Annotated in this window: 26 protein-coding genes; 16 read left to right on the plus strand and 10 right to left on the minus strand. The window is 70.0% G+C overall.

The genetic code is table 11. The annotated features are described in order from the left end of the window. Positions 1-118: 118 nt before the first annotated feature. The gene (locus IG99_RS15000) at positions 119-1,342 is read right to left on the minus strand and encodes an NAD(P)-dependent malic enzyme (protein ID WP_037674062.1); all 1,224 of its coding nucleotides are present in this window, start codon (positions 1,340-1,342) and stop codon (positions 119-121) included. 550 nt (positions 1,343-1,892) lie between these two features. On the opposite strand from IG99_RS15000, the gene IG99_RS15005 reads away from it, so the two are divergent. From IG99_RS15005 to IG99_RS15015, 3 genes are read left to right on the plus strand one after another with little or no spacing between them, the layout of a single operon-like run. Then, on the plus strand, positions 1,893-2,858 hold the full coding sequence (locus IG99_RS15005) for an ABC transporter substrate-binding protein (protein WP_037674065.1): 966 nt from the start codon (positions 1,893-1,895) through the stop codon (positions 2,856-2,858). A gap of 39 nt (positions 2,859-2,897) precedes the next feature. Then, the gene (locus IG99_RS15010) at positions 2,898-3,836 is read left to right on the plus strand and encodes an amino acid ABC transporter permease (RefSeq protein ID WP_037674069.1); all 939 of its coding nucleotides are present in this window, start codon (positions 2,898-2,900) and stop codon (positions 3,834-3,836) included. Beyond that, on the plus strand, positions 3,833-4,639 hold the full coding sequence (locus IG99_RS15015) for an amino acid ABC transporter ATP-binding protein (protein WP_051865421.1): 807 nt from the start codon (positions 3,833-3,835) through the stop codon (positions 4,637-4,639). Before IG99_RS15010 ends, IG99_RS15015 begins: the two co-directional genes overlap by 4 nt. 88 nt (positions 4,640-4,727) lie before the next feature. Here IG99_RS15015 and IG99_RS15020 read toward each other — a convergent pair whose 3' ends face one another. After that, positions 4,728-5,498, minus strand: coding sequence for a class I SAM-dependent methyltransferase (locus IG99_RS15020; protein WP_037674071.1), 771 nt, complete (start codon positions 5,496-5,498; stop codon positions 4,728-4,730). 100 nt (positions 5,499-5,598) lie between these two features. On the opposite strand from IG99_RS15020, the gene IG99_RS15025 reads away from it, so the two are divergent. Further along, complete coding sequence (locus IG99_RS15025) at positions 5,599-6,246, plus strand: CGNR zinc finger domain-containing protein (protein ID WP_037674073.1); 648 nt, start codon at positions 5,599-5,601, stop codon at positions 6,244-6,246. On the opposite strand, the gene sodX is transcribed toward IG99_RS15025, so the two are convergent. After that, a complete protein-coding gene (sodX, locus tag IG99_RS48730; RefSeq protein WP_158973189.1) occupies positions 6,132-6,584 on the minus strand; it encodes a nickel-type superoxide dismutase maturation protease in 453 nt (150 codons plus the stop codon). The genes IG99_RS15025 and sodX overlap by 115 nt on opposite strands. 145 nt (positions 6,585-6,729) lie before the next feature. Here sodX and sodN point away from each other — a divergent pair, with 145 nt between their 5' ends. The 4 genes from sodN to IG99_RS15045 all read left to right on the plus strand — a co-directional run bounded on the left by sodN (position 6,730) and on the right by IG99_RS15045 (position 8,907). Continuing rightward, positions 6,730-7,125: a superoxide dismutase, Ni gene (gene sodN / locus IG99_RS15030; RefSeq protein ID WP_037674075.1), complete on the plus strand. Its 396-nt coding sequence runs from the start codon at positions 6,730-6,732 to the stop codon at positions 7,123-7,125. Positions 7,126-7,292: 167 nt separating this feature from the next. Then, positions 7,293-7,685: a helix-turn-helix transcriptional regulator gene (locus tag IG99_RS15035; protein WP_037674077.1), complete on the plus strand. Its 393-nt coding sequence runs from the start codon at positions 7,293-7,295 to the stop codon at positions 7,683-7,685. A gap of 9 nt (positions 7,686-7,694) precedes the next feature. Then, positions 7,695-8,111: a VOC family protein gene (locus IG99_RS15040; RefSeq protein ID WP_037674078.1), complete on the plus strand. Its 417-nt coding sequence runs from the start codon at positions 7,695-7,697 to the stop codon at positions 8,109-8,111. A 43-nt stretch (positions 8,112-8,154) separates the two neighbouring features. Beyond that, entirely contained in the window at positions 8,155-8,907 is a 753-nt protein-coding gene (locus tag IG99_RS15045; RefSeq protein ID WP_037674080.1) for a VOC family protein, read from the plus strand. Positions 8,908-8,961: 54 nt separating this feature from the next. Here the strand turns inward: IG99_RS15045 and IG99_RS15050 are convergent, their stop codons facing one another. Continuing rightward, the gene (locus tag IG99_RS15050; RefSeq protein ID WP_051865424.1) at positions 8,962-9,162 is read right to left on the minus strand and encodes a hypothetical protein; all 201 of its coding nucleotides are present in this window, start codon (positions 9,160-9,162) and stop codon (positions 8,962-8,964) included. A gap of 275 nt (positions 9,163-9,437) precedes the next feature. Beyond that, on the minus strand, positions 9,438-10,022 hold the full coding sequence (locus IG99_RS15055) for a dihydrofolate reductase family protein (RefSeq protein ID WP_037674082.1): 585 nt from the start codon (positions 10,020-10,022) through the stop codon (positions 9,438-9,440). A 109-nt stretch (positions 10,023-10,131) separates the two neighbouring features. Here IG99_RS15055 and IG99_RS15060 point away from each other — a divergent pair, with 109 nt between their 5' ends. After that, positions 10,132-10,722 (plus strand): TetR/AcrR family transcriptional regulator, encoded by a 591-nt coding sequence (locus IG99_RS15060; protein WP_037674084.1) that lies wholly within the window; start codon positions 10,132-10,134, stop codon positions 10,720-10,722. A 34-nt stretch (positions 10,723-10,756) separates the two neighbouring features. On the opposite strand, the gene IG99_RS15065 is transcribed toward IG99_RS15060, so the two are convergent. The 3 genes from IG99_RS15065 to IG99_RS15075 all read right to left on the minus strand — a co-directional run bounded on the left by IG99_RS15065 (position 10,757) and on the right by IG99_RS15075 (position 14,283). Beyond that, the gene (locus tag IG99_RS15065; protein ID WP_037674085.1) at positions 10,757-11,356 is read right to left on the minus strand and encodes a GNAT family N-acetyltransferase; all 600 of its coding nucleotides are present in this window, start codon (positions 11,354-11,356) and stop codon (positions 10,757-10,759) included. Positions 11,357-11,630: 274 nt separating this feature from the next. Beyond that, entirely contained in the window at positions 11,631-12,764 is a 1,134-nt protein-coding gene (locus tag IG99_RS15070; RefSeq protein ID WP_107055927.1) for a family 2 encapsulin nanocompartment cargo protein polyprenyl transferase, read from the minus strand. Between the two features lie 112 nt (positions 12,765-12,876). Next, a complete protein-coding gene (locus tag IG99_RS15075; RefSeq protein WP_037674088.1) occupies positions 12,877-14,283 on the minus strand; it encodes a family 2B encapsulin nanocompartment shell protein in 1,407 nt (468 codons plus the stop codon). A 305-nt stretch (positions 14,284-14,588) separates the two neighbouring features. Here IG99_RS15075 and IG99_RS15080 point away from each other — a divergent pair, with 305 nt between their 5' ends. Next, positions 14,589-15,179: an N-acetylmuramoyl-L-alanine amidase gene (locus tag IG99_RS15080; protein WP_037674091.1), complete on the plus strand. Its 591-nt coding sequence runs from the start codon at positions 14,589-14,591 to the stop codon at positions 15,177-15,179. A 140-nt stretch (positions 15,180-15,319) separates the two neighbouring features. Further along, entirely contained in the window at positions 15,320-16,246 is a 927-nt protein-coding gene (locus tag IG99_RS15085) for a 1-aminocyclopropane-1-carboxylate deaminase/D-cysteine desulfhydrase (RefSeq protein WP_037674094.1), read from the plus strand. Here IG99_RS15085 and IG99_RS15090 read toward each other — a convergent pair. Then, the gene (locus IG99_RS15090; protein WP_037674096.1) at positions 16,228-17,826 is read right to left on the minus strand and encodes a Na+/H+ antiporter; all 1,599 of its coding nucleotides are present in this window, start codon (positions 17,824-17,826) and stop codon (positions 16,228-16,230) included. The genes IG99_RS15085 and IG99_RS15090 overlap by 19 nt on opposite strands. 60 nt (positions 17,827-17,886) lie before the next feature. Between IG99_RS15090 and IG99_RS15095 the strand changes: the two genes are divergently transcribed. From IG99_RS15095 to IG99_RS15105, 3 genes are all read left to right on the plus strand, one after another. Further along, on the plus strand, positions 17,887-18,147 hold the full coding sequence (locus IG99_RS15095; RefSeq protein ID WP_037674099.1) for a UBP-type zinc finger domain-containing protein: 261 nt from the start codon (positions 17,887-17,889) through the stop codon (positions 18,145-18,147). A gap of 260 nt (positions 18,148-18,407) precedes the next feature. Beyond that, positions 18,408-18,821 carry an ATP-binding protein gene (locus IG99_RS15100; protein WP_004925829.1) on the plus strand — a complete coding sequence of 138 codons (414 nt, stop codon included), beginning with the start codon at positions 18,408-18,410 and terminating at the stop codon, positions 18,819-18,821. Then, entirely contained in the window at positions 18,818-19,957 is a 1,140-nt protein-coding gene (locus IG99_RS15105; RefSeq protein ID WP_107055928.1) for an RNA polymerase sigma factor SigF, read from the plus strand. Before IG99_RS15100 ends, IG99_RS15105 begins: the two co-directional genes overlap by 4 nt. Positions 19,958-19,993: 36 nt before the next feature. On the opposite strand, the gene IG99_RS15110 is transcribed toward IG99_RS15105, so the two are convergent. Beyond that, positions 19,994-20,443: a hypothetical protein gene (locus IG99_RS15110; RefSeq protein WP_234311858.1), complete on the minus strand. Its 450-nt coding sequence runs from the start codon at positions 20,441-20,443 to the stop codon at positions 19,994-19,996. A gap of 131 nt (positions 20,444-20,574) precedes the next feature. On the opposite strand from IG99_RS15110, the gene IG99_RS15115 reads away from it, so the two are divergent. Together IG99_RS15115 and IG99_RS15120 are read left to right on the plus strand one after the other, a co-directional pair. After that, positions 20,575-21,543 carry a diacylglycerol/lipid kinase family protein gene (locus tag IG99_RS15115; RefSeq protein WP_037674107.1) on the plus strand — a complete coding sequence of 323 codons (969 nt, stop codon included), beginning with the start codon at positions 20,575-20,577 and terminating at the stop codon, positions 21,541-21,543. Positions 21,544-21,863: 320 nt separating this feature from the next. Continuing rightward, positions 21,864-22,121: a WhiB family transcriptional regulator gene (locus tag IG99_RS15120; RefSeq protein WP_003992873.1), complete on the plus strand. Its 258-nt coding sequence runs from the start codon at positions 21,864-21,866 to the stop codon at positions 22,119-22,121. Positions 22,122-22,200 lie beyond the last annotated feature (79 nt).

Raw genomic sequence — 22,200 nt, forward strand, 5'->3', positions numbered from 1 at the left:
CGCCTGCTGCGGCGAGGTGTGCGCCCGCGCCTCCCCCGAGCGGGCGCTGGTGGGTGAAGAAAATGGCCCCGCCGCAAGCGGCGGGGCCATTCGACGCAAGCTCAGCGCGGAGCCGACCTCAGGCCCGAGCAACCCCCTCCGCACGAGCCGCCGCGGCCACCGCGGCCGTAACCGCCGGAGCGACGCGCTCGTCGAAGGGTGAGGGGATGACGTAGTCGGCCGCGAGGTCGTCGCCCACGACCGCCGCGAGCGCCTCCGCCGCCGCGATCTTCATGCCCTCCGTGATCCGGGAGGCCCGCACCTGAAGCGCCCCGGCGAAGATGCCCGGGAACGCCAGCACGTTGTTGATCTGGTTCGGGAAGTCGGACCGCCCGGTCGCCACGACCGCCGCGTACTTGTGGGCGACGTCCGGATGCACCTCGGGGTTCGGGTTGGCCATCGCGAACACGAACGCGCCCTCAGCCATCGAGGCCACGGCCTCCTCCGACACCGTACCGCCGGAGACACCGATGAAGACGTCCGCGCCCTCCAGTGCCGCCTCCAGCGACCCGGAGATCCCCGCCTTGTTGGTGAACTCGGCGAGCTCCGCCTTGACCGCCGTGAGGTCGTCGCGCTCCCGGGAGACGACGCCCTTGCGGTCCGCGACCGCCACGTCCCCGATACCGGCCTCGATCAGCATCTTCGCGATGGCGACGCCCGCCGCGCCCGCGCCCGAGATGACCGCCCGCAGGTCGCCGATCGTCCGCCCGCTCAGCCGTGCCGCGTTGCGCAGCGCGGCCAGCGTCACGACCGCCGTACCGTGCTGGTCGTCGTGGAAGACGGGAATGTCCAGCTGCTCCTGGAGCCTGCGCTCGATCTCGAAGCACCGCGGCGCCGAGATGTCCTCCAGGTTCACGCCGCCGAACGAGGGAGCGAGCCGCACCACGGTCTCGACGATCTCGTCGACGTCCGTACAGGCCAGCGCGATCGGCACGGCGTCCACGCCGCCGAACTGCTTGAAGAGGATCGCCTTGCCCTCCATGACCGGGAGGGAGGCCTCGGGGCCGATGTCCCCGAGCCCCAGGACGGCCGTACCGTCGGTCACGACGGCGACGACGGACGACTTCCACGTGTAGTCGTGGACCAGTTCCGGCTGTTCCGCGATCGCGGTGCACACGCGAGCGACGCCGGGGGTGTACGCGAGGGACAGGTCGTCCTTGTCCCGGAGCGGGACGGTGGCCTGCACGGCCATCTTGCCGCCGCGGTGCAGCGCGAACGCCGGATCGAAGGAATCGAGGGGCTCCGCACCGCCCTCCTGGTCCGTTTTGTTCTCGCCGCGAGGATTGAAGATCTCCGCTGCCACTTTGTGTTACCCCTTAGATGTTCATGGTTTGAGGGTGGCCACTCCCTGGTGAGGGGTGGGCGGGCACCACGCACGGCCCTGTCACTGATACGTACGGGCTCGTACGCGACGGGCGCGCCGCACACGCGCCCTGGGCCCCGGATGAGGGGTGTAAAGAACCTTCTTACCCGACGGACCGCGCTCAGGACGAGTCCATAACGCGAAGGTCACACGTCATGGGAGCACTCAAGGCTGAATATGGGGACAAGTTCTGGACAACCTCTTGACAAGGGCCCAAGTGGACACACGTCAGACACCTGGCCTGCGCCCCTCGTGAAAACTGCCGCAGATCTTCCGGCCGGAACGGTCGATTCCCGTAGAAGGTCCGGCCGTGATGTACCGGAGTGGTGCGGTTCGGGGGTCACCCGTTATCCGATTTTGACATAGCCGGTCCCCTGAACGGTTCAGTCCGAATGGCAAGATGCCGTAATCACACAAGGTCGCGACACTCGAAGACGTGTGCTCTCGTCGACCCATCGGCAACTCCACCCATCCGCCGGAGGAACCCAAAATGACCGCCAGCTCCACCCGTCGTACGACCGCCGCGCGCTCCCGGCTAGCAGCGGTCGGTGCAATCGCGGTCGCGGGCACCCTGCTCCTCGCCGGCTGCGGTGACCAGACCAAGGACTCCGGTTCGGGGAGCAGCGACAGCGCCTCCGCCTCGAGTTCGGCCCCGCTCGCCGACAAGCTGCCTCAGGCGATTCGCGACAAGGGTGTCATCAAGGTCGGCTCGGACATCGCGTACGCGCCGGTCGAGTTCAAGGACAGTTCCGGCAACACGGTCGGCATCGACCCGGACGTCGCCGATGCCCTGGGCAAGCAGCTCGGGGTGAAGTTCCAGTTCGAGAACGGCACCTTCGACACCCTGATCACCGGTCTGCGCTCCAAGCGCTACGACATCGCCATGTCCGCGATGACCGACACCAAGGACCGCCAGGAAGGCGTCGACGCCGATACCGGCAAGAAGGTCGGCGAGGGCGTCGACTTCGTGGACTACTTCACCGCCGGCGTCTCCATCTACACCAAGAAGGGCGACGACCAGGGCATCAAGACCTGGTCCGACCTGTGCGGCAAGAAGATCGTCGTGCAGCGCGGCACGGTCTCCGAGGACCTCGCCAAGGCCGAGGCCAAGAAGTGCACCGGCGGCAAGACGATCGCCATCCAGGCCTTCGACAACGACCAGCAGGCCCAGACCCGCCTGCGCGCGGGCGGCGCCGACGCCGGCTCCTCCGACTTCCCCGTCGCCGCGTACGCCGTGAAGACCTCCGGCGGCGGCAACGACTTCCAGATCGTCGGTGAGCAGGTCGAGGCCGCCCCGTACGGCATCGCGGTCGCCAAGAACAACGCCCAGCTGCGTGACGCCCTGAAGGACGCGCTGGACGCCATCATCAAGAACGGCGAGTACGACAAGATCATCAAGAAGTGGGGCGTCGAGGACGGCGCCGTCAAGAACGCCGTCGTCAACGGCGGCAAGTGACGGCTCGCCGCCAAAAGCGGGCACTGAAAGGCAACACCCGTGACTGTTGACACCGACAAGACGACGGGGCCGGCCGACACGCCCCCGGCCGGACCGGAGGCCATCAAGGCCATCCCGGTCCGGCACTACGGGCGGTACGTCTCCGCCGTTCTCGCCATCGCCATTCTGGGCGGGGTCGTCTACGCGTTCTCCCAGGGCAAGATCAACTGGGGCGCGATCCCGGACTACTTCTTCAACGACCGCATTCTCAGCGGCGTGGGCAAGACGCTCCTGCTGACCGTCCTGTCCATGGTGATCGGCATCCTCGGCGGCATCATGCTCGCCGTGATGCGCCTGTCGAAGAACCCCGTCACCTCGGCCATCGCGTGGTTCTACATCTGGTTCTTCCGTGGCACACCGGTCCTGGTCCAGCTGATCGTCTGGTTCAACCTGGGCCTGGTCTTCGAGTACATCAACCTCGGCCCGTTCTACAAGGACGAGTGGTCGGACTTCATGACCCCGTTCCTGACCGCGCTGCTGGGCCTCGGCCTGAACGAGGCCGCGTACATGGCAGAGATCTGCCGTGCCGGTCTGCTCGCGGTCGACGAGGGCCAGACGGAGGCCGCGCACGCGCTGGGCATGAGCCACAGCAAGACGCTGCGCCGGATCGTCATCCCGCAGGCGATGCGCGTGATCGTGCCGCCGACGGGCAACGAGGTCATCAACATGCTGAAGACGACCTCGCTGGTCTCGGTCGTCCAGTACTCCGAGCTGTTGCGCGTCGCCCAGGACATCGGCCAGACCTCCGGCGCGCCCGCCGAGATGCTGTTCCTGGCCGCGGCCTGGTACCTGCTGCTGACCTCGATCTTCAGCGTGGGCCAGTACTACCTGGAGCGGTACTACGCGCGTGGCGCGACCCGCCAGCTGGCGCCGACGCCGCTGCAGAAGATCAGGGCCAACCTCCTGTCGCTCGGCCGTGAGAAGGGAGGCCTGGCATGACCAAGAAGCTCAGCAAGTCCGACACCCCGGTGAAGGGCTCCGGGGAGCCCATGGTCAAGGCCGAGGGCGTCCACAAGTCGTACGGCCTCGTCGAGGTCCTCAAGGGGATCGACCTGGAGGTGAAGTCCGGCGAGGTGTTCTGCCTCATCGGTCCCTCCGGCTCCGGCAAGTCGACCTTCCTGAGGTGCATCAACCACCTCGAGAAGATCAACGCCGGACGGCTGTACGTCGACGGGGAGCTGGTCGGCTACCGCCAGAAGGGCGACAAGCTGTACGAGCTCAAGGACAGCGAGGTCTCCCTGAAGCGCCGGGACATCGGCATGGTCTTCCAGCGCTTCAACCTCTTCCCGCACATGACGGCGGCGGAGAACGTCGTCGAGGCCCCGGTCCAGGTCAGGGGCGTCAGCAAGTCCCAGGCCCGGGAGCGCGCGATGCAGCTGCTGGAGCGCGTGGGCCTGGCCGACAAGGCCGGGAGCTACCCCGCGCAGCTCTCCGGCGGTCAGCAGCAGCGAGTGGCGATCGCCCGGGCGCTGGCGATGGACCCGAAGCTGATGCTGTTCGACGAGCCGACCTCGGCCCTCGACCCGGAGCTGGTCGGTGACGTCCTCGACGTCATGCGCGACCTCGCCGAGTCCGGCATGACGATGGTGGTCGTCACCCACGAGATGGGCTTCGCCCGCGAGGTGGGCGACAGCCTGGTCTTCATGGACGGCGGCGTGGTCGTCGAGTCCGGCAACCCGCGCGAGGTGCTGACCAACCCGCAGCACGAGCGCACGCAGGCCTTCCTGTCGAAGGTGCTGTAGCCGACGTGGTGAGGGGCGGTACGGAATTCCGTACCGCCCCTCACGCGTCTGCGCAGCCGGGTGCCGGCCGGGTGCCCGGGCCCGGGGCCTACTTGAGGGCGAGCAGGAGCGTGTCCGACGGGGAGGACCACACCGGGCGGGCCTCGGTGAAGCCCTTCTCGCGCAGCACACGCGCGTGCCAGGCGACGGAGGGCATGTCACCGTCGGCGTGCTCGCCGTAGATCTCGAAGCGCTCGGCCGTGGGCCCGGCGAGGGCGGGGTCCTGGGCGGCGACCTGCCACCACTCGGCCCAGTCGAGGGCGCCGTCCCGCTTGGCTTGTTCCATGCGCGCGTGCCGCTGTGCGCGCTCGGCCGCGTTGATCCTGGGGGTCGTCTCGTCGATCATGTGGTCCGCGTTCAAGAAGACACCGCCGTCGCGGACGAGCTCCGCGATCCGACCGTAGAGGACCGCGAGGGGTTCGCTGTGCAGCCAGTGCAGGGCCGTGGCGGTCAGGACGGCGTCGTAGGAGTCGTACGGCAGCCTCGTGGGCCAGTCGGGGTCCTTGAGGTCGGCGGTGACGAGCCGGACGCGCTCGTCGCCCGCGAAGGTGCCCTCGGCGATGGCGAGGAGCGCCGGGTCGAGGTCGACGCCGGTGCTGACGGCGTCCGGGAACCGGGCGAGCAGCCGGGCGGTGATGCTGCCGGTGCCGCAGGCCAGGTCGAGGACGCGTGGGGCGGGGCCGACGAGCGCCTCCACCATGTCCAGCATGATCCGGAAGCGTTCCTCGCGGTCGGGCATGTACCACTCCTGCTGCCGGTCCCAGCTCTCCTGCCAGGCAGGCCAGTCCGCGCCCGTCGTGGTCATGCGCGCGTCCGTCATCGAACCCCTCCACCAGATAGCTCGCGTAATACCCTGGAAGCACGACCGGCTGTTACGCGGCCGCACCAACGACCATAGAGCGCCGCCGTAAGGACTACAAGTGGAACTGGCCTATTACTCGGACTATGCCGTACGGCTCGTGAACAGCGAGGAGCCGTTGCGCGGCAAGGACTCGCTCACCTCGGTCGAGGCGGTCCGCGACCTCTTCGGCCGCAACCGGCACACCGCCCGTCGCGCCACGGAGGCGGACGTGACGCGGTTCCGCTCGCTGCGCACCCGGCTGCGCGCCGTCTTCGAGGCAGCCGACCAGGGCGACGAGACGCTCGCGGTGGACCTGCTGAACGCCCTGATGCTGGAGTTCCCGGTCAGCCCGCAGATCTCCGGGCACGACTTCCGCGACGACGACGGCCGTCCGCTGTGGCACATGCACCTGGCCGACCACCCGTCCAACGTCACCGCCGGCTTCGCCGCCATCGCCTCCATGGGCCTGGCGTTCCACCTGACCGAGTACGGCGTCGACCGCCTGGGCCTGTGCGAGGCCGCCCCCTGCCGCAACGCCTACCTGGACACCTCGACCAACCGCTCCCGGCGCTACTGCTCCGACCGCTGCGCCACCCGCGCCAACGTGGCCGCCTACCGCGCCCGCAAACGCCAGGAGGCCGACCGCTCCGAACGCCCCGGGCGGACCGAGCGCACCGGTCTGGCCGCCGACAGTGCCCAGCGCACCAGCGCGAACGGCGAGCGCTGAGCCGGGGCCGGCGGACGGAACCGGAAGCGGACCCTGCCCAGGATCAGCTCGTCGGGCACGGTCCCGTAGTCGGTGCTGTCGCCGCCTGCGAACGCGTTGTCCCCGAGCACCCACCAACCACCCTCGCACCGCTGCGTGGCCCGCTTGACGACGAGCAGGTCCTGCTGGAACGGGTGCCGCAGGACGACCACGTCCCCGACCCTGATCCGCGCTCCGTACCGCACCACCAGCTGGTCCCCGTGGTACAGCGTGGGCACCATGGACGGCCCGGTCACCTCGGCCAGCCCAAAGGGCACCGCCGACCTCCCCCGCTCGGTCTCCTGCGACAGCTCCGGCATGCCCGGCACCTCCCCGGTCCGTTCCTCCACCAGTCTCAGTCTGACCCCGGACTTTTGTCCTAAGCCCAAGGGGGCACTCGCGAAAACCGGTTCCGCAGGGAGTAATGTCCCACCTGAGAAGACGATCACGAGGAAGGAATGCTCCATGCTTTCCCGCCTGTTTGCCCCCAAGGTCAAGGTCAGCGCGCACTGCGACCTGCCCTGCGGCGTGTACGACCCGGCCCAGGCCCGCATCGAGGCGGAGTCGGTGAAGGCCGTCCAGGAAAAGATGGCCGCCAACGACGACCCGCACTTCCAGGCGCGTGCCACCGTCATCAAGGAGCAGCGCGCCGAGCTCGCCAAGCACCACGTCTCGGTGCTCTGGAGCGACTACTTCAAGCCCCCGCACTTCGAGAAGTACCCGCAGCTTCACCAGCTCGTCAACGACACCCTGAAGGCTCTGTCCGCCGCCAAGGGCTCGACGGACCCGAGCACGGGCGAGAAGGCTCTCCAGCTCATCGCCGAGATCGACAAGATCTTCTGGGAGACCAAGAAGGCTTGATTCCGGGCCTTTTCCACTGTGACATCGGTCGCAGTCCTCTTCCGCCCCCGACCCGTCCCGGCCGCCGACCCCGGCGTCCCGACGGACCGGGGGCGGCTTGTCGTCACAGGCCCTGGCTGTTCCGGAACTCCGCGCGCGGCCGGTGGAGACCGTGCGACCCTGACGGGGTGAACACCGAGGAACTGGTCCGGCTGCGGCGGGCGCGGGACCGCATCGACCGCGAGTACGCCGAGCCTCTGGACGTTCCCGCGCTGGCCCGCACCGCGCTGATGTCCCCCGGCCACTTCCAGCGCAGCTTCCGCCAGGCCTACGGCGAGACGCCCTACGGCTATCTGATGACCCGCCGCGTCGAACGCGCCAAGGCCCTGCTGCGCCGCGGCGACCTGACCGTGACGGAGGTGTGCATCGCGGTCGGCTGTACCTCGCTCGGCTCCTTCAGCTCCCGTTTCACCGAGCTGGTCGGCGAGACCCCGAGCGCGTACCGGGCCCGGTCGCACCAGGCCGGTGCGGCGATCCCCCCATGCGTGGCGCGAACGTACACACGCCCGAAACGGTCCTAGGCTCGTGGTATGGACCTGAAACTCCACCAGTGCTTCATCGCCGTCGACGACCACGACAAGGCGTTGCGGTTCTACTGTGACGTCCTGGGCCTGAAGGTCCGCAACGACGTCAACTTCGAGGGGATGCGCTGGGTGACCGTCGCCTCCCCGCTGCAACCGGATGTGGAGATCGTCCTGGAGCCCCCGGCCGCCGGCCCCGACTTCTCTCCCGCCGACCGGCAGGCGATGGCCGAGCTGCTGGCCAAGGGTGTGCTCCGCGGCGTCATCTTCACCACCACCGACTGCGACCAGCTCTTCGCCCGGGTCCAGGAGGCCGGCGGTGAGGTGCTCCAGGAGCCGATGGACCAGCCGTACGGGGTCCGCGACTGCGCGTTCCGGGATCCGGCGGGCAACGTGCTGCGGTTCCTGGAGCGCCCGGCCGGGTGACGCGCGCGCGGAGCGTCCTGCGCGCCGCCCTACGATCGTCCCCATGCCGCAACCCATCCTGTGGACCCACGCCTTCGTCGACCGGCCCCTGCAACTCTTCGACCGCGCCTGCGCCTTCTGGTCGGCGGTCACCAACACCCGGCTGTCCCGCCTGCGCGGTGAGCGGCAGGAGTTCGTCACCCTCCTGCCGGCGGGCGCCGACGCCTGCGTCAAGGTTCAGGGCGTCGCCGCTGGTGAGGGCGGTGCCCATCTCGACTTCGCGGTGGACCACGTCCCGGAGTTCGTGAGGGGGGTGCTGGACCTGGGCGGCGAGCTCGTCGCCGACCACGGGCGGTGGGCGGTCCTCGGCTCGCCCGCCGGGCAGCTGTTCTGCGTGGGCCCGTGGTGGCACGGGGAGTCGGTGCGGCCGCCGGTGGTGCGGGGCAGCCGGCTGGACCAGGTCTGCGTCGACGTACCGCCGTCCGCCTACGACGACGAGGTCGACTTCTGGAGCGAGCTGCTCCCCGGCTGGCACTCCGTGCCCGGCTCGCTCCCCGAGTTCCACGTGGTGGCACCGCCGCCCGGGCTGCCGATCCGCATCCTCCTCCAGCGCCTCGACGAGGAGCGGCCCGTCTCCGCCCACCTCGACCTGGCCTGCGCGGACATCGAGAAGACCCGGGCCGCGCACGAACGCCTCGGCGCGACCCTGGTCGCCCGCGAGCGGCACTGGACGGTGATGCGGGACCCGGCGGGCGGCACGTACTGCCTGACCGGCCGCGATCCGGTGACGGGCGGACTGCCGCGCCGGACGGGGTGAGCCAACGGATCGTCGTACAGGCGCACATTCCTGCGGACCCGGCTCGGCGGTCGGTCAGGGAGGATCGATTTCGTCCAGCCTCAGCAGAGGCGCCGGTACCTCACTGGGATCCTGGTTGTTCTCCCAGACGTACGGCCCCGGCGGCTCGGCAGCGTCGCGCAGCCACAGCGTCAGCCCGCCCCCCGCGACGGCGGTCACGGCCCACGCGACGACGACCCAGCGCCACCACCGGCGGCGTCCCCCCGCTTCTCGCACTCCCACTCCTTCGGCCCCCGCCGCCAGCGCTACGGGGACACGCTAGTCCCCCTGCGTGGACGTGTGTTGGTGTTCCTTGCGAGACGGTTCCTCAGGCCCGGCGCCCTCCACGACGTACGCCTCGCACCCGGGGTTTCGGCAGGGTCCCGCGACCCACTTCGGGACCCAGGCGCCCAGCGTCTTGTGACGCCGGACGACCGTGGCGACGGGCTGTCCGCAGACGGGACAGACGTGTCCTTCGCTGTCCATGTTCTCAGCGTAGGACGCGTGCGGCCTCAGCGCTTCCTGCCGTACGTCCGTACCAGGACGCCGTTGCCGAAGGCGCGCACGTCGTCGAGGGTGAACTCGGTGACGTCGAAGTCCGAGCCGAACATCGGCATGCCCGTGCCGTACGCGACCGGGTACGTCTTGACGACCAACTCGTCGATCTCGTCGCGCAGCGCCCCCGCGAGCCGGGAGCCGCCGCACAGGTAGATGCCGAACTCGCCGTTCTCGGCTTTCAGTTCGCGCACCTTGCCGACCAGGTCGTCGGCGATGATCTCGACGTCCGGGTCGGGCGACTCGCCCAGGGTGCGGGAGGCGACGTACTCGCGCAGGTGGGCGTAGGGGCGGGTGACGCCCTCCTTGAGAGCAAGGTCGTAGCTGGCCCGGCCCTGGATGAGGGTGTCGAACCGCTTGTTGGGCAGGTCGTCGATGCCGAGCTGCTTGCGCGCCGGGGTGAACAGGGTTTCCGGATACTCCGCCGTGAGGAATTCGAGGAACTCCGCGTCGACGAAGGGGAACATGGCCGAGGCGTCACCGTTCGGGTCGCCGATGAAGCCGTCGAGCGAGCAGGCGATGTAGTACGTGAGCTTTCGCAAGCCAGGTCTCTTTCCGTAGGCTATGGCGACCACGACAGTTGTAGTACTTCAGTTGTAGTGGTTACAAGAGGTTTTCCCGGAACGGATCAAGTGGGAGAGAGGATTCCGAATGGCCGGCAACCCGGAGCGCCGGGCCGCCCTCGTCGACGCGGGGGTCGAGGTGCTCGCACGTGAGGGCGCGCGGGGACTGACGTTCCGCGCGGTGGACGCGGCGGCGGCGGTGCCCGTGGGCACCGCGTCCAACTACTTCACCAGCCGCGACGATCTGCTGCGCCAGATCGACGCCCGTCTGCACGTCCGGCTCGCGCCCGATCCCGAGGTGGTGGGCCGACTGCTGGAAAAGCCCAGGGACCGCTCACTGGTCACGGCGTTCATGCACGACCTGATGGCGCGCGCGACACGGGACCACAGTGGCTACCTGGCCCTGATGGAGATGCGTCTGGAGGCCACCCGGCGCCCGGAACTGCGCGCGTCGTTCACCAAGTCGGTGCGCGGGGACCTCGACGAGGCCCTGGAGTTCCACCGCGGCGCCGGGCTGCCTGGCGGCGACGAGACCGTCACCGTCCTCTACCTGGCGATGCTCGGCCTCCTCCTGGAGCATCTGACCCTGCCCGACGTCCTGGACAGTGTGCTGCCCGGGGTGAGCGTGCCGGAGGGGCTGGTGGAAAGGATCGTGGCGACGATCGTGCCGGAGGAGTAGGGGTGCGTAGGGAGGCGGGACCGGCTCGGCGGACTCAGCCCCGCGGCTCGCGCCACATCGGCCACATGGTCGGGCCGTCCGGGAGGTCCAGTGCGCGGCCGGTGAACTCGAAGCCGAGGCGCTCGTACAGGGCGCGGCTGCGGGCGTTGCTCGCCTCCAGATAGGCCGGCAGTCCCTCGCGGTCGCAGCGGTCGAGGACGTGGGCGACGAGTGCGGTGCCCAGTCCCTCGCCCTGGCGCTCCGGCGCCACGCCGATCATCCACAGGTAGGCGTGGGCGCGGTCCGAGGGATGGATCCCCGCCGTCAGCCGGCCGACGGTCTCGACGCGTTCGTTCGCCGGTTCGACCGCCTCGCGCACCTGGGCGGGGCCGTCGTCCTCGGTGTGCTCGTCCTCCCCTCCGGCCGGTATGTCCAGCCACAGCGCGCACGCGGCGCCGTCCTCGGTGAGGTCGATGCGGCCCTCGCCGAACACGATGTCGGCGAAGGCGGCCATGAGCCGGGGGTGGAAGGTACGGCGCTGCTCCGCACCGGGGAACACCCAGGTGCTCACCGGGTCGTCCTGGAAGGCCTCGTCGAGCAGTCGGACGACCCGCTCACGATCGCCCTCGCCCGCCGTCCGTATCGCCACGCCCATGTCTCGCCCCTCGCTCAATGACCGTCGATCATGCGGAAATTGAGCCTAGCGGGCGGAGTTCCACCGGCGGTCGCGAGGGCTCGGCCCCCTGGTCACCAGGACGGGCCCCGCACACCGTGGGGATGTGCGGGACCCCCCGGTCCGGGGCCCCCGCCGGCCGCGCGGTGTCAGGAGCCGCGCGGCCCGGGTGTCCCCGGAGTCCGAACCGGCCGACAGCGACCTTCACCGCACCGAGTCGCTGTGGGCACGCCTTCCCGGCCGCCGTGGCTCGGACTCAGTTACTGCGCCGCGTCACGAACTCCGCCAGGGCCAGGAGACCGCCCGCCTCCTCGGGGTCGGGGATCGCTCGGGACAGTTCGTCCATCGCGCGGGCCATACGGTCGGCGGCCTGCCCCTGCGCCCAGTCCCGGCCGCCCGCCCGCTCGACGGCCAGCGTGGTCCGTTCCAGCTCGTCCTCCTCGTACGGCGCTCCGTACAGCTCGGCGAGTTCGGCGGCCGCCGTGGTGCCGGCGGAGAGCGCGGCGACCACCGGCAGGGACTTCTTGCGGGCGGCGAGGTCCGCGCCGGCCGGCTTGCCGGTGCGGCTCGGGTCGCCCCATATGCCGATGATGTCGTCGATGAGCTGGAAGGCGAGCCCGGCCTCGCGGCCGAACGCGTCCAGGGCGTCGACGTCGTCGGCCGACGCGCCCGCGTACAGCGCGCCCAGGGCGCATGCGCAGCCCAGCAGCGCGCCCGTCTTGGCCTCCGCCATGGCGAGCACCTCGTCGAGGGTGACCTCGGTGGGTGGCCGCCGCTCCAGCGCGGTGTCGGCGTGCTGTCCGGCGCACAGCTCCACGACACAGTCCGCGAGCCTGGCGGCGGCCGCCGGGGACGCCGGGTGCGGGTCTTCGGCCAGCAGCCTGAGCGCGAGCGCCTGGAGGGCGTCCCCGGCGAGGATCGCGTCGGCCTCGCCGAACACGGTCCACGCCGTGGCCCGGTGCCGACGGGTGGTGTCCCGGTCCATCACGTCGTCGTGCAGCAGCGTGAAGTTGTGCACCAACTCCACCGCCGTGGCCGCCCGGACGGCCGTCGAGCGGGCCGACGGTCCACCGAGCGCGGCGGCCGCGGTGAGGACGAGCGCGGGGCGGATCGCCTTGCCTGCGTGCCCGGCGGCCGGGGTGCCGTCGGCGTGCTCCCAGCCGAAGTGGTACAGCGCGATCCGCCGCATCGAGGCGGGCAACGATTCGACCGCCGCCCGTAGTTCGGGATCGACCGACGCCCGCGTGCGCTCCAGGATCGCCGTCGCCTCGTGCCCGTCGGGCGGACCCGGCCGGTTGTCCTTCTGGGACCCGATGGGCCTCCGCCTTTCGAGCGTCTCCGTGCACCCGGCCGTCGGCGGCTGAACCGGCTCCGTCAGCAACTCGGCCATGAGGTCCTCCTCGACAGGACCGCGGACGGTGGCGTCTCCGCTCCGGCCGGGCGCTTGCTTGCGGGGTGTACCCGCCCTGACGGGCGGGAACACGGCCTGCGCGGCGGGAAGGTCACCGCCAGCGGCCGATCTCGACGTTCTCCAGGACGCCGAGCGCGTCCGGCACGAGCACGGCGGCGGAGTAGTAGGCCGTCACCAGGTACTTGATGATCGCCTGCTCGTTGATGCCCATGAACCGCACGGACAGGCTCGGCTCGATCTCGTCCGGGATGCCGGCCTGCCGGAGGCCGATGACACCCTGGTCCTCCTCGCCGAGACGCATCGCGATGATGGAGCTGGTCCGGGCCTCGCTGACCGGGATCTTGTTGCACGGGTAGATCGGGACCCCGCGCCAGGTGGGGATGCGGTTGCCGGCCACGTCGATGGTCTCGGGGACGAGCCCGCGCTTGTTGAGCTCGCGGCCGAACGCGGAGATGGCCCGTGGGTGGGCGAGCAACAGTTTGGTCCCTCGCCGCCTGCTGAGCAGCTCATCCATGTCGTCCGGGCCGGGCACGCCGTCGTGCGGCTGGAGCCGCTGGTCGTACTCGCAGTTGTGGAGCAGGCCGAACTCCCGGTTGTTGATGAGCTCGTGCTCCTGGCGCTCCTTCAGCGCCTCGACCGTCAGCCGCAGCTGCTGCTCGGTCTGGTTCATGGGCTGGTTGTAGAGGTCGGCCACGCGCGAGTGGATGCGCAGCACGGTCTGGGCGATGCTCAGTTCGTACTCGCGCGGCCGGGCGTCATAGTCCACGTACGTGTGCGGGATGTCGGGTTCGCCGGAGTGGCCCGCGGCGAGGTCGACCTCCTTCTCGCCGTACTTGTTGGTGCGCTGCTCGGGGATGGCCCGCAGCCGCTGGAGGTGCTCGCTCAGGGTGTCGGCGCGTTCCGCGACCTGGTCGACGTCCTGGCGGGAGAGGACCAGCACCGTGCAGGCGGTGTCGGCGCGGGCGGTGTACTCCCAGATGGCGTCGGGGTCGAGCAGGGCCTGGTCGCCGAAGTAGCCGCCGTCGGCGAGCACGCCGAGTACGGCGTCGTCGCCGTAGGGCCCGGTGCCGACCTTCTCGACCCTGCCGTGTGCGAGCAGGTACACCTCGTCGGTCCGGCTGCCGAAGGAGGCGATCACCTCGCCCGGGGCGAACTCCCGCTGCAGGCAGCGCTGGGCGAGCTCCGACAGCACCTCCTCGTCCTCGAAACCGCGCAGCGCCGGCAGCTCGCCCAGTTCGGCGGGGATGACCTCGACGCGGTCGCCCGTCTTGACGAACGTGATGCGGCCGTCACCGACCGCGTAGGTCAGGCGCCGGTTCACCCGGTACGTACCGCCCTGCACATTCACCCAGGGCAGCACCCGCAGCAGCCAGCGGGAGCTGATCTCCTGCATCTGCGGTGCGGACTTGGTGGTGGTGGCCAGGTTCCGCGCGGCCGCCGTGCCGAGGCTCTGCTGCGGCTTGCCCTGATCCGAGCGGACCTCTTCGCCTACCGACATAGAGAATGCCCTCCAAGTGATGCCACGGCGCCGGTCTGCGCCGGGCACTGATCTCACGGGCAAGCCTTCCATCACGCAGCGTGCCGGTGCTATTACCCGAAAGAGCGGGAATGGATCACTGCGCCGCGGGGCAGGGAGAGGGATTTCGCCTCCTCCTCGCCCACTGAAGGACGAGATTCCCGACTTGTCCGGAACTACTCGCACAATGTGCGACTGATGGTGACCCGGGGCGTCCGGTTTCGGTAGAAGCATGCGGTACGAGGCGGCCGCGACCGGCGGCTGTCCGCAGCACGAAGGAGGGGGTCATGGCCCTTCCCATGTCCGCGGGCGCGTTCCTTGAAGCCTTGAGAGCCGAAGGGCTCAGGGTCGTCGAAGTCGGTGACTGGCGACACCACAACCGCAACCACAAGGGGCCGTGGGGCCCCGTCCACGGCGTGATGATCCACCACACGGTGAGCCAGGGCACCGAGCGGACCGTGCGGATCTGCCGGGAGGGCCACGACGATCTGCCGGGGCCGCTGTGCCACGGCGTCATCACCAAGGACGGCACCGTCCACCTCGTCGGCTACGGACGCGCCAACCACGCGGGATCCGGGGACGACGACGTCCTGCGCGCGGTGATCGCGGAGAAGGCGCTGCCCCCGGACAACGAGAAGAACACCGACGGCAACCGGCACTTCTACGGCTTCGAGTGCGAGAACCTCGGAGACGGCGAGGACCCCTGGCCCGCGGCCCAGCTGGAGGCGATCGCACGCGCCGCCGCGGCGATCTGCCGCCACCACGGCTGGACGGAACGGTCGGTCATCGGCCACCTGGAGTGGCGCCCCGGAAAGGTGGACCCGCGCGGGTTCACGATGGCGTCGATGCGGCAACGGGTACGCGACCGCCTGAAGTAGGAATCGCCTGACGGCTGAGGGGCGGCAGCAGGGGCTGTGTACGGGCGGCGGACCGCGCCGACGGTGGCCGTGGCGGCCGGGCCGGCGCCCGTCTCCGTCTCCGATCCGGCGAGGGCGCGGACGCGGGCGACAATGGTGGTGTGAGCAGCCATGACGTCCCCGACCTCGCCGCGCTGCGTCCACGGCTGCCCTCTCCGCTGGTGGGTGTCGTGGACGAGCGGTTCGAGCGGCGCGGGGTCCGGCTGTCGCTCAAGCGCGACGATCTGATCCACCCGGAGCTGATCGGCAACAAGTGGCGCAAGCTCGCACCCAACCTGGCCGCCGCGGCGGGGCGGCCGGTCCTCACGTTCGGCGGCGCGTACTCCAACCACCTGCGCGCCACCGCCGCCGCGGGCCGCCTGCTGGGCCTGTCCACGGTGGGCGTGGTCCGGGGACAGGAGTTGGCCGACCGCCCCCTGAACCCCACCCTGACCCGGTGCGCGGCCGACGGCATGCGGCTGCACTTCGTCGACCGGGCGACGTACCGCCGCAAGACCGAGCCCGGCACTCTCGCGGCGATCCTGCGCGCGACGGAGGCCGAGGACGCGTACGTGGTCCCAGAGGGCGGCAGCAACGAGGCGGCCGTACGGGGCTGTCGGGCGCTCGGCGAGGAGCTGCGCGGGCACGCCGACGTCGTCGCCGTCGCCTGCGGCACCGGCGGTACCCTCGCCGGCCTGACGGCGGGGCTCGCCCCCGGTCAGCGCGCCCTCGGCATATCCGTCCTGAAGGGCGGCTTCCTGACCGCCGCCACCGAGGCCCTCCAGATACGGGCCTTCGGCTCCCGCCGCGGCGACTGGACCCTCGACGACCGCTTCCACTGCGGCGGCTACGCACGTACCACCCCCGAGCTGGAGGCCTTCGCGGACGACTTCGAGCAACGGCACGGATTGCCCGTCGAGCGTCTCTATGTCGCCAAATTGCTCTGCGGACTTGTCACCCTCACGGAGGAAGGCGCCTTCCCCCGGGGCACCACTCTGACGGCGATCGTCACGGGACGGCCCCAGCACTCCTACGTCGCCTCCCGGTAGGCCGCCGCCTCCTCCAGGTCGAGTCTGCGCAGCAGCGTCCGCAGCATCTCGTCGTCGATGTAGCGGCCGTCGCGCAGCCGGACGAACACCTCTCGTTCGGTGCTGATCATTTCGCCGGCGAGCCGCCGGTAGGTGTCGTCGACGGTCTCCCCCGTGACCGGGTTGACCTGACCGAGCCGCTCCCAGACGGCGTTGCGGCGGCGCTCCAGGACGCTGCGCAGACGGTCGGCGAGAGGTGGCGGCAGGGAGTTGCGCTCGTCGGACAGGAGGGCGTCGAGGCGCTCCTCGGCGAGCCGGGACGCCTGCGCCTGGGCGTTGGCCTCGGCGAGCGTCGCCTGCTGCGGGTGGGCCTCGGGGAATTTGAGCAACCGGATCAGCGGGGGCAGGGTCAGTCCCTGCACGACGAGCGTGCCGATGACGGTCGTGAACGTCAGGAAGAGGATCAGGTTGCGCTGGGGGAAGGGCGCGTCGCCGTGGTCCACGGTGAGCGGGATCGAGAAGGCGATGGCGAGGGAGACCACGCCCCGCATGCCGGCCCAGGCGATGACGATCGGGCCCCGCCAGGTGGGATTGTCCTCGCGTTCCCTGATCCGCGCGGACAGCAGGCGCGGCAGGAACGTCGCCGGATACACCCACAGGAACCGACAGGCCACGACCACGAGGAAGACGACGATCGCGTACCAGGCGGCGTCGATCCCCTCGTACTCGCCGAGGCCCCTGAGGACGACCTGCAATTGCAGGCCGATCAGGGCGAAGACCGCCGACTCCAGCAGGAAGGCGACCATCTTCCACACCGCCTCCTCCTGGAGACGGGTGGCGAAGTCGACCTCCCACGCGCGGTGACCCAGGTAGAGCGCCACGACGACCACGGCGAGGACGCCGGAGGCGTGGAACTGCTCGGCGGTCGCGTACGCGACGAACGGGATCAGCAGGGAGAGGGTGTTCTGGAGCAGCGGCTCCTTGAGGTGCGTGCGCAGCCAGTGGATCGGTGCCATCAGGACGAGGCCGACCCCGACGCCCCCGACCGCCGCGAGCAGGAACTCGCCGAACCCGCCCGCCCACGTCACACCCTCGCCGATCACCGCCGCTAGGGCGACCTTGTAGGCGGTGATCGCCGTGGCGTCGTTCAGCAGGGACTCGCCCTGGAGGATCGTGGTGATCCGCGACGGCAGACCGACCCGCCGTGCCACCGCGGTGGCCGCGACCGCGTCCGGCGGTGCCACGACCGCGCCGAGCACCAGCGCGGCGGTCAGCGGCAGCCCGGGCACGATCAGATAGACGGCCCAGCCGACGGCGAAGGTCGCGAAGAGCACGTACCCGACCGACAGCAGCGCCACCGGCCGCATCTGCGCCCTCAGATCGAGGTAGGAGCTGTCGATGGCCGAGGTGTACAGCAGCGGCGGCAGCAGGAGGGGCAGGACGACGTCGGGGTCGAGGGTGTAGTCGGGGACCCCGGGGACGTACGACACCGCGAGGCCCACCGCGACCAGCAGGAGGGGGGCCGGCACCGGGGTGCGCCGGGCCGCCGCGGCGATCGCCGCGCTGCCCGCCACCAGCAACAGCAGTGGCATCACGTCCATGTCCCGCCCGCCCTCGTTTTTCCGCGCGGTCCCCCGCGCGCCCGTCGTAACCTGGCAATCATGAAACAGTGCACGCACGCCGACGCGCTGCCGGACCCCGAACCCGTTCCGCTCAGCGAGACGTGCCCGGAGTGCCTGGCCGAAGGCTCTCATCCGGTACAGCTGCGGAAGTGTCTGGTCTGTGGCTACGTCGGCTGCTGCGACACCTCACCGGGTCGGCACGCCACGGAGCACTACAAGGGCTCCGACCATCCCGTGATGAGGACCTTCGAGCCCGGCGAGAACTGGCGTTGGTGCTTCGTGGACCATGTACTCGTATGACCCCGGGACGCCCCCGGGCCCGGACGGTTCGACCGTCTGACGTCTGGGTACGTCAATCCGGCGCGCGCTCTTCCCATTTGGGCCCGCAGAACCTCTAGCCACTGTGTGTATTCATGTGTTTACTATGAGTGACAGCAAGGGGTTGGGGTCCTGGGGACAGGAGACTTCGGAGCGCGGTAGCGTCACCGCTGAACCACATGTCGCGTTACCCGGGGGGCGACCCTCGGCCCTGAAAAGCTTGTACCACCATGGAGGTGAGGGTGTCCCAGATCGCAGGCGAGCCCGCGACCCAGGACTTCGTCGAAGTCCGGCTGCCGGCTGCGGGTGCCTACCTGTCGGTGCTGCGGACGGCCACGGCCGGCCTCGCGGCCCGTTTGGACTTCACCCTGGACGAGATCGAGGACCTGCGCATCGCGGTCGACGAGGCCTGCGCGATCCTGCTCCAGCAGGCCGTTCCCGGCTCCGTGCTGAGCTGCGTCTTCCGGCTGGTCGACGACTCACTGGAGGTCACCGTCTCGGCTCCGACCACGGACGGCCACGCCCCCTCGCGGGACACCTTCGCCTGGACCGTCCTGTCCGCTCTCGCGGGCAAGGTCTCCTCCGCCGTGGACGAGGACAAGACCGTGTCGATCAGTCTCTACAAACAGCGCGGCGCGGGACCCGGGCCGGCGTGAGGAACGGGGACGGGCCGGTGCGCGACGAAGAGCGCGGCACACGGGGACGCCGGGCCGAGGAGGCCCCGGGTGGTTCCCAACCCATGACGGACGGCATCGACGGCATCCCCGAGCAGGCCCGGCCGCATCCGGAGGACGACTCCACGGAGGCCAGCTTCCAGGACGACGAACGGCAGCGGGATCGGGACGGTGCCGTGCACAGCGCGCCTCGGGAGCAACGGATCGGGAGCTCCCCCGTCCATGGGGGCACCCCCGCTCGAGCGAAGCCGGGACTGGGGGACGAGGCGAGGGCTCGGGGAAGGGCTACGGGCGGGACGATGAGCGAGCACGAGCGAGACGACGAACACCGGACGCGGGCCGTGCAGGCCGCGCGGCACGACCCCCACGACCGGAGTGGGGCACGGGCCATGTTCGTCGAGCTGCGCGGACTTCAGGACGGCAGCCCCGAGTACGCGCAGCTGCGCAACCAGCTGGTCCGTATGCACCTGCCGCTCGTGGAGCACCTAGCGCGTCGGTTCCGCAACCGTGGCGAGCCGCTGGACGACCTCACCCAGGTCGCCACCATCGGCCTGATCAAGTCGGTCGACCGCTTCGACCCGGACCGCGGCGTGGAGTTCTCGACGTACGCGACCCCGACGGTCGTCGGCGAGATCAAGCGGCACTTCCGCGACAAGGGCTGGGCGGTGCGTGTCCCGCGCCGGCTCCAGGAGCTGCGCCTGGCGCTCACCACGGCGACGGCCGAACTGTCCCAGCTGCACGGCCGCTCCCCCACGGTCCACGAGCTCGCCGAGAAGCTGTCGATCTCGGAGGAGGAGGTCCTGGAGGGCCTGGAGTCCGCCAACGCCTACTCCACGCTGTCCCTGGACGTTCCCGACACCGACGACGAGTCCCCGGCGGTCGCGGACACCCTGGGCGCGGAGGACGAGGCCCTGGAGGGCGTCGAGTACCGCGAGAGCCTCAAGCCGCTCCTGGAGGACCTGCCGCCGCGCGAGAAGCGGATCCTGCTGCTGCGCTTCTTCGGCAACATGACCCAGTCGCAGATCGCGCAGGAGGTCGGCATCTCCCAGATGCACGTCTCACGGCTGCTGGCGCGAACCCTCGCACAGCTGCGGGAGAAGCTTCTCGTGGAGGAATGACGGCTCGTCGCCGCAGTGACGGCGCGGAAGTGACGGCTACTTCTGCGCGTTGCCGGGCCCGCGGATCCCGAGGGCCCGGGTCGTCTCGCCGTTGAGGAGCAGGACGAGCGCCGCGATGGCGACGGCCGCGAGAGCGATGCCCGCGGGGATCGCCATACTGTCGGCCTGGAGCAGGTTGTAGGCCACCGGCAGCGCCATGATCTGCGTGATCACGGCGGGCCCCCGGCTCCAGCTGCGCCGGGCGAGCAGTCCGCGGGCGGCGAGCAGCGGCAGCAGCGCGAGGACGACCAGCGTCACCCCACCGGTGACGGCCTGCTGACGGTCGTCCGGGTCGCCCGTCAGCCCGAGGACGAGGATCCAGACCCCGCCGACCACCAGCGCCAGTCCCTCCAACGCGGCGAGCACGGCGGCGTACGTCAGCCGCCGCGGACGCGGACCGTCGGTTGCCGGAGTGCCCTGCGGGCTGCGTTCCGGGCTGCTGGACATCTGCTCACTGCTCACCCTTGAAGGGTAGCCCGCACCCCGCGCGCTCCCGTGTCGAGGCTCACGCGGCGATCTCTTACCGGATCCCCACCTCGCCCTGTGCCCGGTACCACCCAGTAGGTACGCTGCGATGCATGCGTGCACTTCTCGTGGTCAATCCGGCGGCTACCACCACAAGCGCACGTACGCGCGATGTATTGATCCATGCGTTGGCGAGCGAGATGAAGCTCGACGCGGTCACCACCGAGTACCGCGGACACGCGCGTGACCTGGGACGCCAGGCTGCCGAGAGCGCGGACGTCGACCTGGTGGTGGCCCTCGGCGGCGACGGCACGGTCAACGAGGTCGTCAACGGCCTGCTGCACGCCGGCCCCGACCCGGAGCGCCTGCCCGGTTTCGCCGTGGTCCCCGGCGGCTCCACCAACGTCTTCGCCCGCGCCCTGGACCTGCCGAACCACCCCGTCGAGGCCACCGGCGCCCTGCTGGACGCCCTGCGCGAGGGCCGCGAGCGCACGGTCGGCCTGGGATTGGCCTCGGGCACGCCGGGCACCGACGACGAGGCGGTCCCCTCCCGTTGGTTCACCTTCAACGCGGGGCTCGGCTTCGACGCGGGTGTGGTGGGGCGGGTGGAACAGCACCGCGAACGTGGCAGGAAATCCACACACGCTCTTTACGTCCGCCAGGCCGTGCGCCAACTGCTGGGGGAACCGCACCGTCGGCACGGGACGATCACGCTGGAGCGGCCGGACGCCGACCCGGTGACCGATTTGGTGCTGTCCATAGTCTGCAACACGTCTCCGTGGACGTATTTGGGTAATCGCCCGGTGTACGCGTCGCCTAAGGCTTCGTTCGATACCGGGCTCGACATCTTCGGTCTGAGCCGCCTCTCCACCGCCTCGGTTGCCCGATATGGCACCCAGTTGCTCACTTCGTCCCCCGAGCGCGGGCCCCGTGGCAAGCACGCGGTCTCCCTGCATGACTTGACCCAGTTCACCTTGCATTCGAAGGTCCCGCTGCCCCTCCAGATGGACGGCGACCACCTCGGGCTGCGTACCAGCGTGACGTTCACAGGCGTACGCCGTGCACTGCGTGTGATTGTGTGAGCAGAACTGGCTAAAGTCCTTTCACTCGAACGTTTAGACCAGGGTCCACCCCATGGAAGTACGGCTGTGACCTAGTCGACACCGAGGAATCAAAAAAAACTTTCCAGAAGGGGTTGTATCCGCCGCTGAGGTTTGCGAGTCTCTACGTGGCGATCGGGACGGCCCGCAGGACCGGCCTCCACTGATCACCAGAACCCCTCTACGAATCAAAGGACCACGCCAGGGTACCTGGCAGTAGGCCCTTCACTTGTTGAGGGATTCGTGAAAGCGTTCACATTCACAAGCAACCCTGCACGTAATACCAAGGAGAGGTAGCAGCCATGGACTGGCGTCACAACGCCGTTTGCCGCGAGGAAGACCCCGAGCTCTTCTTCCCCATCGGCAACACCGGTCCTGCGCTGCTGCAGATCGAGGAAGCCAAGGCCGTCTGCCGTCGCTGCCCGGTTATCGAGCAGTGTCTGCAGTGGGCGCTCGAGTCCGGCCAGGACTCCGGCGTCTGGGGTGGTCTCAGCGAGGACGAGCGCCGCGCCATGAAGCGCCGCGCCGCCCGCAACCGGGCCCGTCAGGCCTCCGCCTGACACACCCACCCCTGCTGACAGCCTGAGCTTGGCGGCGCGTACACCGCGTACGCTTCTCCCGCCCCCGAGCCGCAGCGCG

This window comes from Streptomyces griseus subsp. griseus, assembly GCF_000720255.1.
GTDB classification, from domain to species: Bacteria; Actinomycetota; Actinomycetes; order Streptomycetales; family Streptomycetaceae; genus Streptomyces; species Streptomyces griseus_I.

Bases quoted from the DNA above. Each gene is read 5' to 3' on its own strand.
- IG99_RS15005 (WP_037674065.1), top strand. From the start codon at position 1,893: ATGACCGCCAGCTCCACCCGTCGTACGACCGCCGCGCGCTCCCGGCTA.
- IG99_RS15015 (WP_051865421.1), top strand. From the start codon at position 3,833: ATGACCAAGAAGCTCAGCAAGTCCGACACCCCGGTGAAGGGCTCCGGG.
- IG99_RS15020 (WP_037674071.1), bottom strand. From the start codon at position 5,498: ATGACGGACGCGCGCATGACCACGACGGGCGCGGACTGGCCTGCCTGG.
- sodX (WP_158973189.1), bottom strand. From the start codon at position 6,584: ATGCCGGAGCTGTCGCAGGAGACCGAGCGGGGGAGGTCGGCGGTGCCC.
- sodN (WP_037674075.1), top strand. From the start codon at position 6,730: ATGCTTTCCCGCCTGTTTGCCCCCAAGGTCAAGGTCAGCGCGCACTGC.
- IG99_RS15040 (WP_037674078.1), top strand. From the start codon at position 7,695: ATGGACCTGAAACTCCACCAGTGCTTCATCGCCGTCGACGACCACGAC.
- IG99_RS15045 (WP_037674080.1), top strand. From the start codon at position 8,155: ATGCCGCAACCCATCCTGTGGACCCACGCCTTCGTCGACCGGCCCCTG.
- IG99_RS15060 (WP_037674084.1), top strand. From the start codon at position 10,132: ATGGCCGGCAACCCGGAGCGCCGGGCCGCCCTCGTCGACGCGGGGGTC.
- IG99_RS15065 (WP_037674085.1), bottom strand. From the start codon at position 11,356: ATGGGCGTGGCGATACGGACGGCGGGCGAGGGCGATCGTGAGCGGGTC.
- IG99_RS15070 (WP_107055927.1), bottom strand. From the start codon at position 12,764: ATGGCCGAGTTGCTGACGGAGCCGGTTCAGCCGCCGACGGCCGGGTGC.
- IG99_RS15075 (WP_037674088.1), bottom strand. From the start codon at position 14,283: ATGTCGGTAGGCGAAGAGGTCCGCTCGGATCAGGGCAAGCCGCAGCAG.
- IG99_RS15080 (WP_037674091.1), top strand. From the start codon at position 14,589: ATGGCCCTTCCCATGTCCGCGGGCGCGTTCCTTGAAGCCTTGAGAGCC.
- IG99_RS15090 (WP_037674096.1), bottom strand. From the start codon at position 17,826: ATGGACGTGATGCCACTGCTGTTGCTGGTGGCGGGCAGCGCGGCGATC.
- IG99_RS15095 (WP_037674099.1), top strand. From the start codon at position 17,887: ATGAAACAGTGCACGCACGCCGACGCGCTGCCGGACCCCGAACCCGTT.
- IG99_RS15110 (WP_234311858.1), bottom strand. From the start codon at position 20,443: ATGTCCAGCAGCCCGGAACGCAGCCCGCAGGGCACTCCGGCAACCGAC.
- IG99_RS15115 (WP_037674107.1), top strand. From the start codon at position 20,575: ATGCGTGCACTTCTCGTGGTCAATCCGGCGGCTACCACCACAAGCGCA.
- IG99_RS15120 (WP_003992873.1), top strand. From the start codon at position 21,864: ATGGACTGGCGTCACAACGCCGTTTGCCGCGAGGAAGACCCCGAGCTC.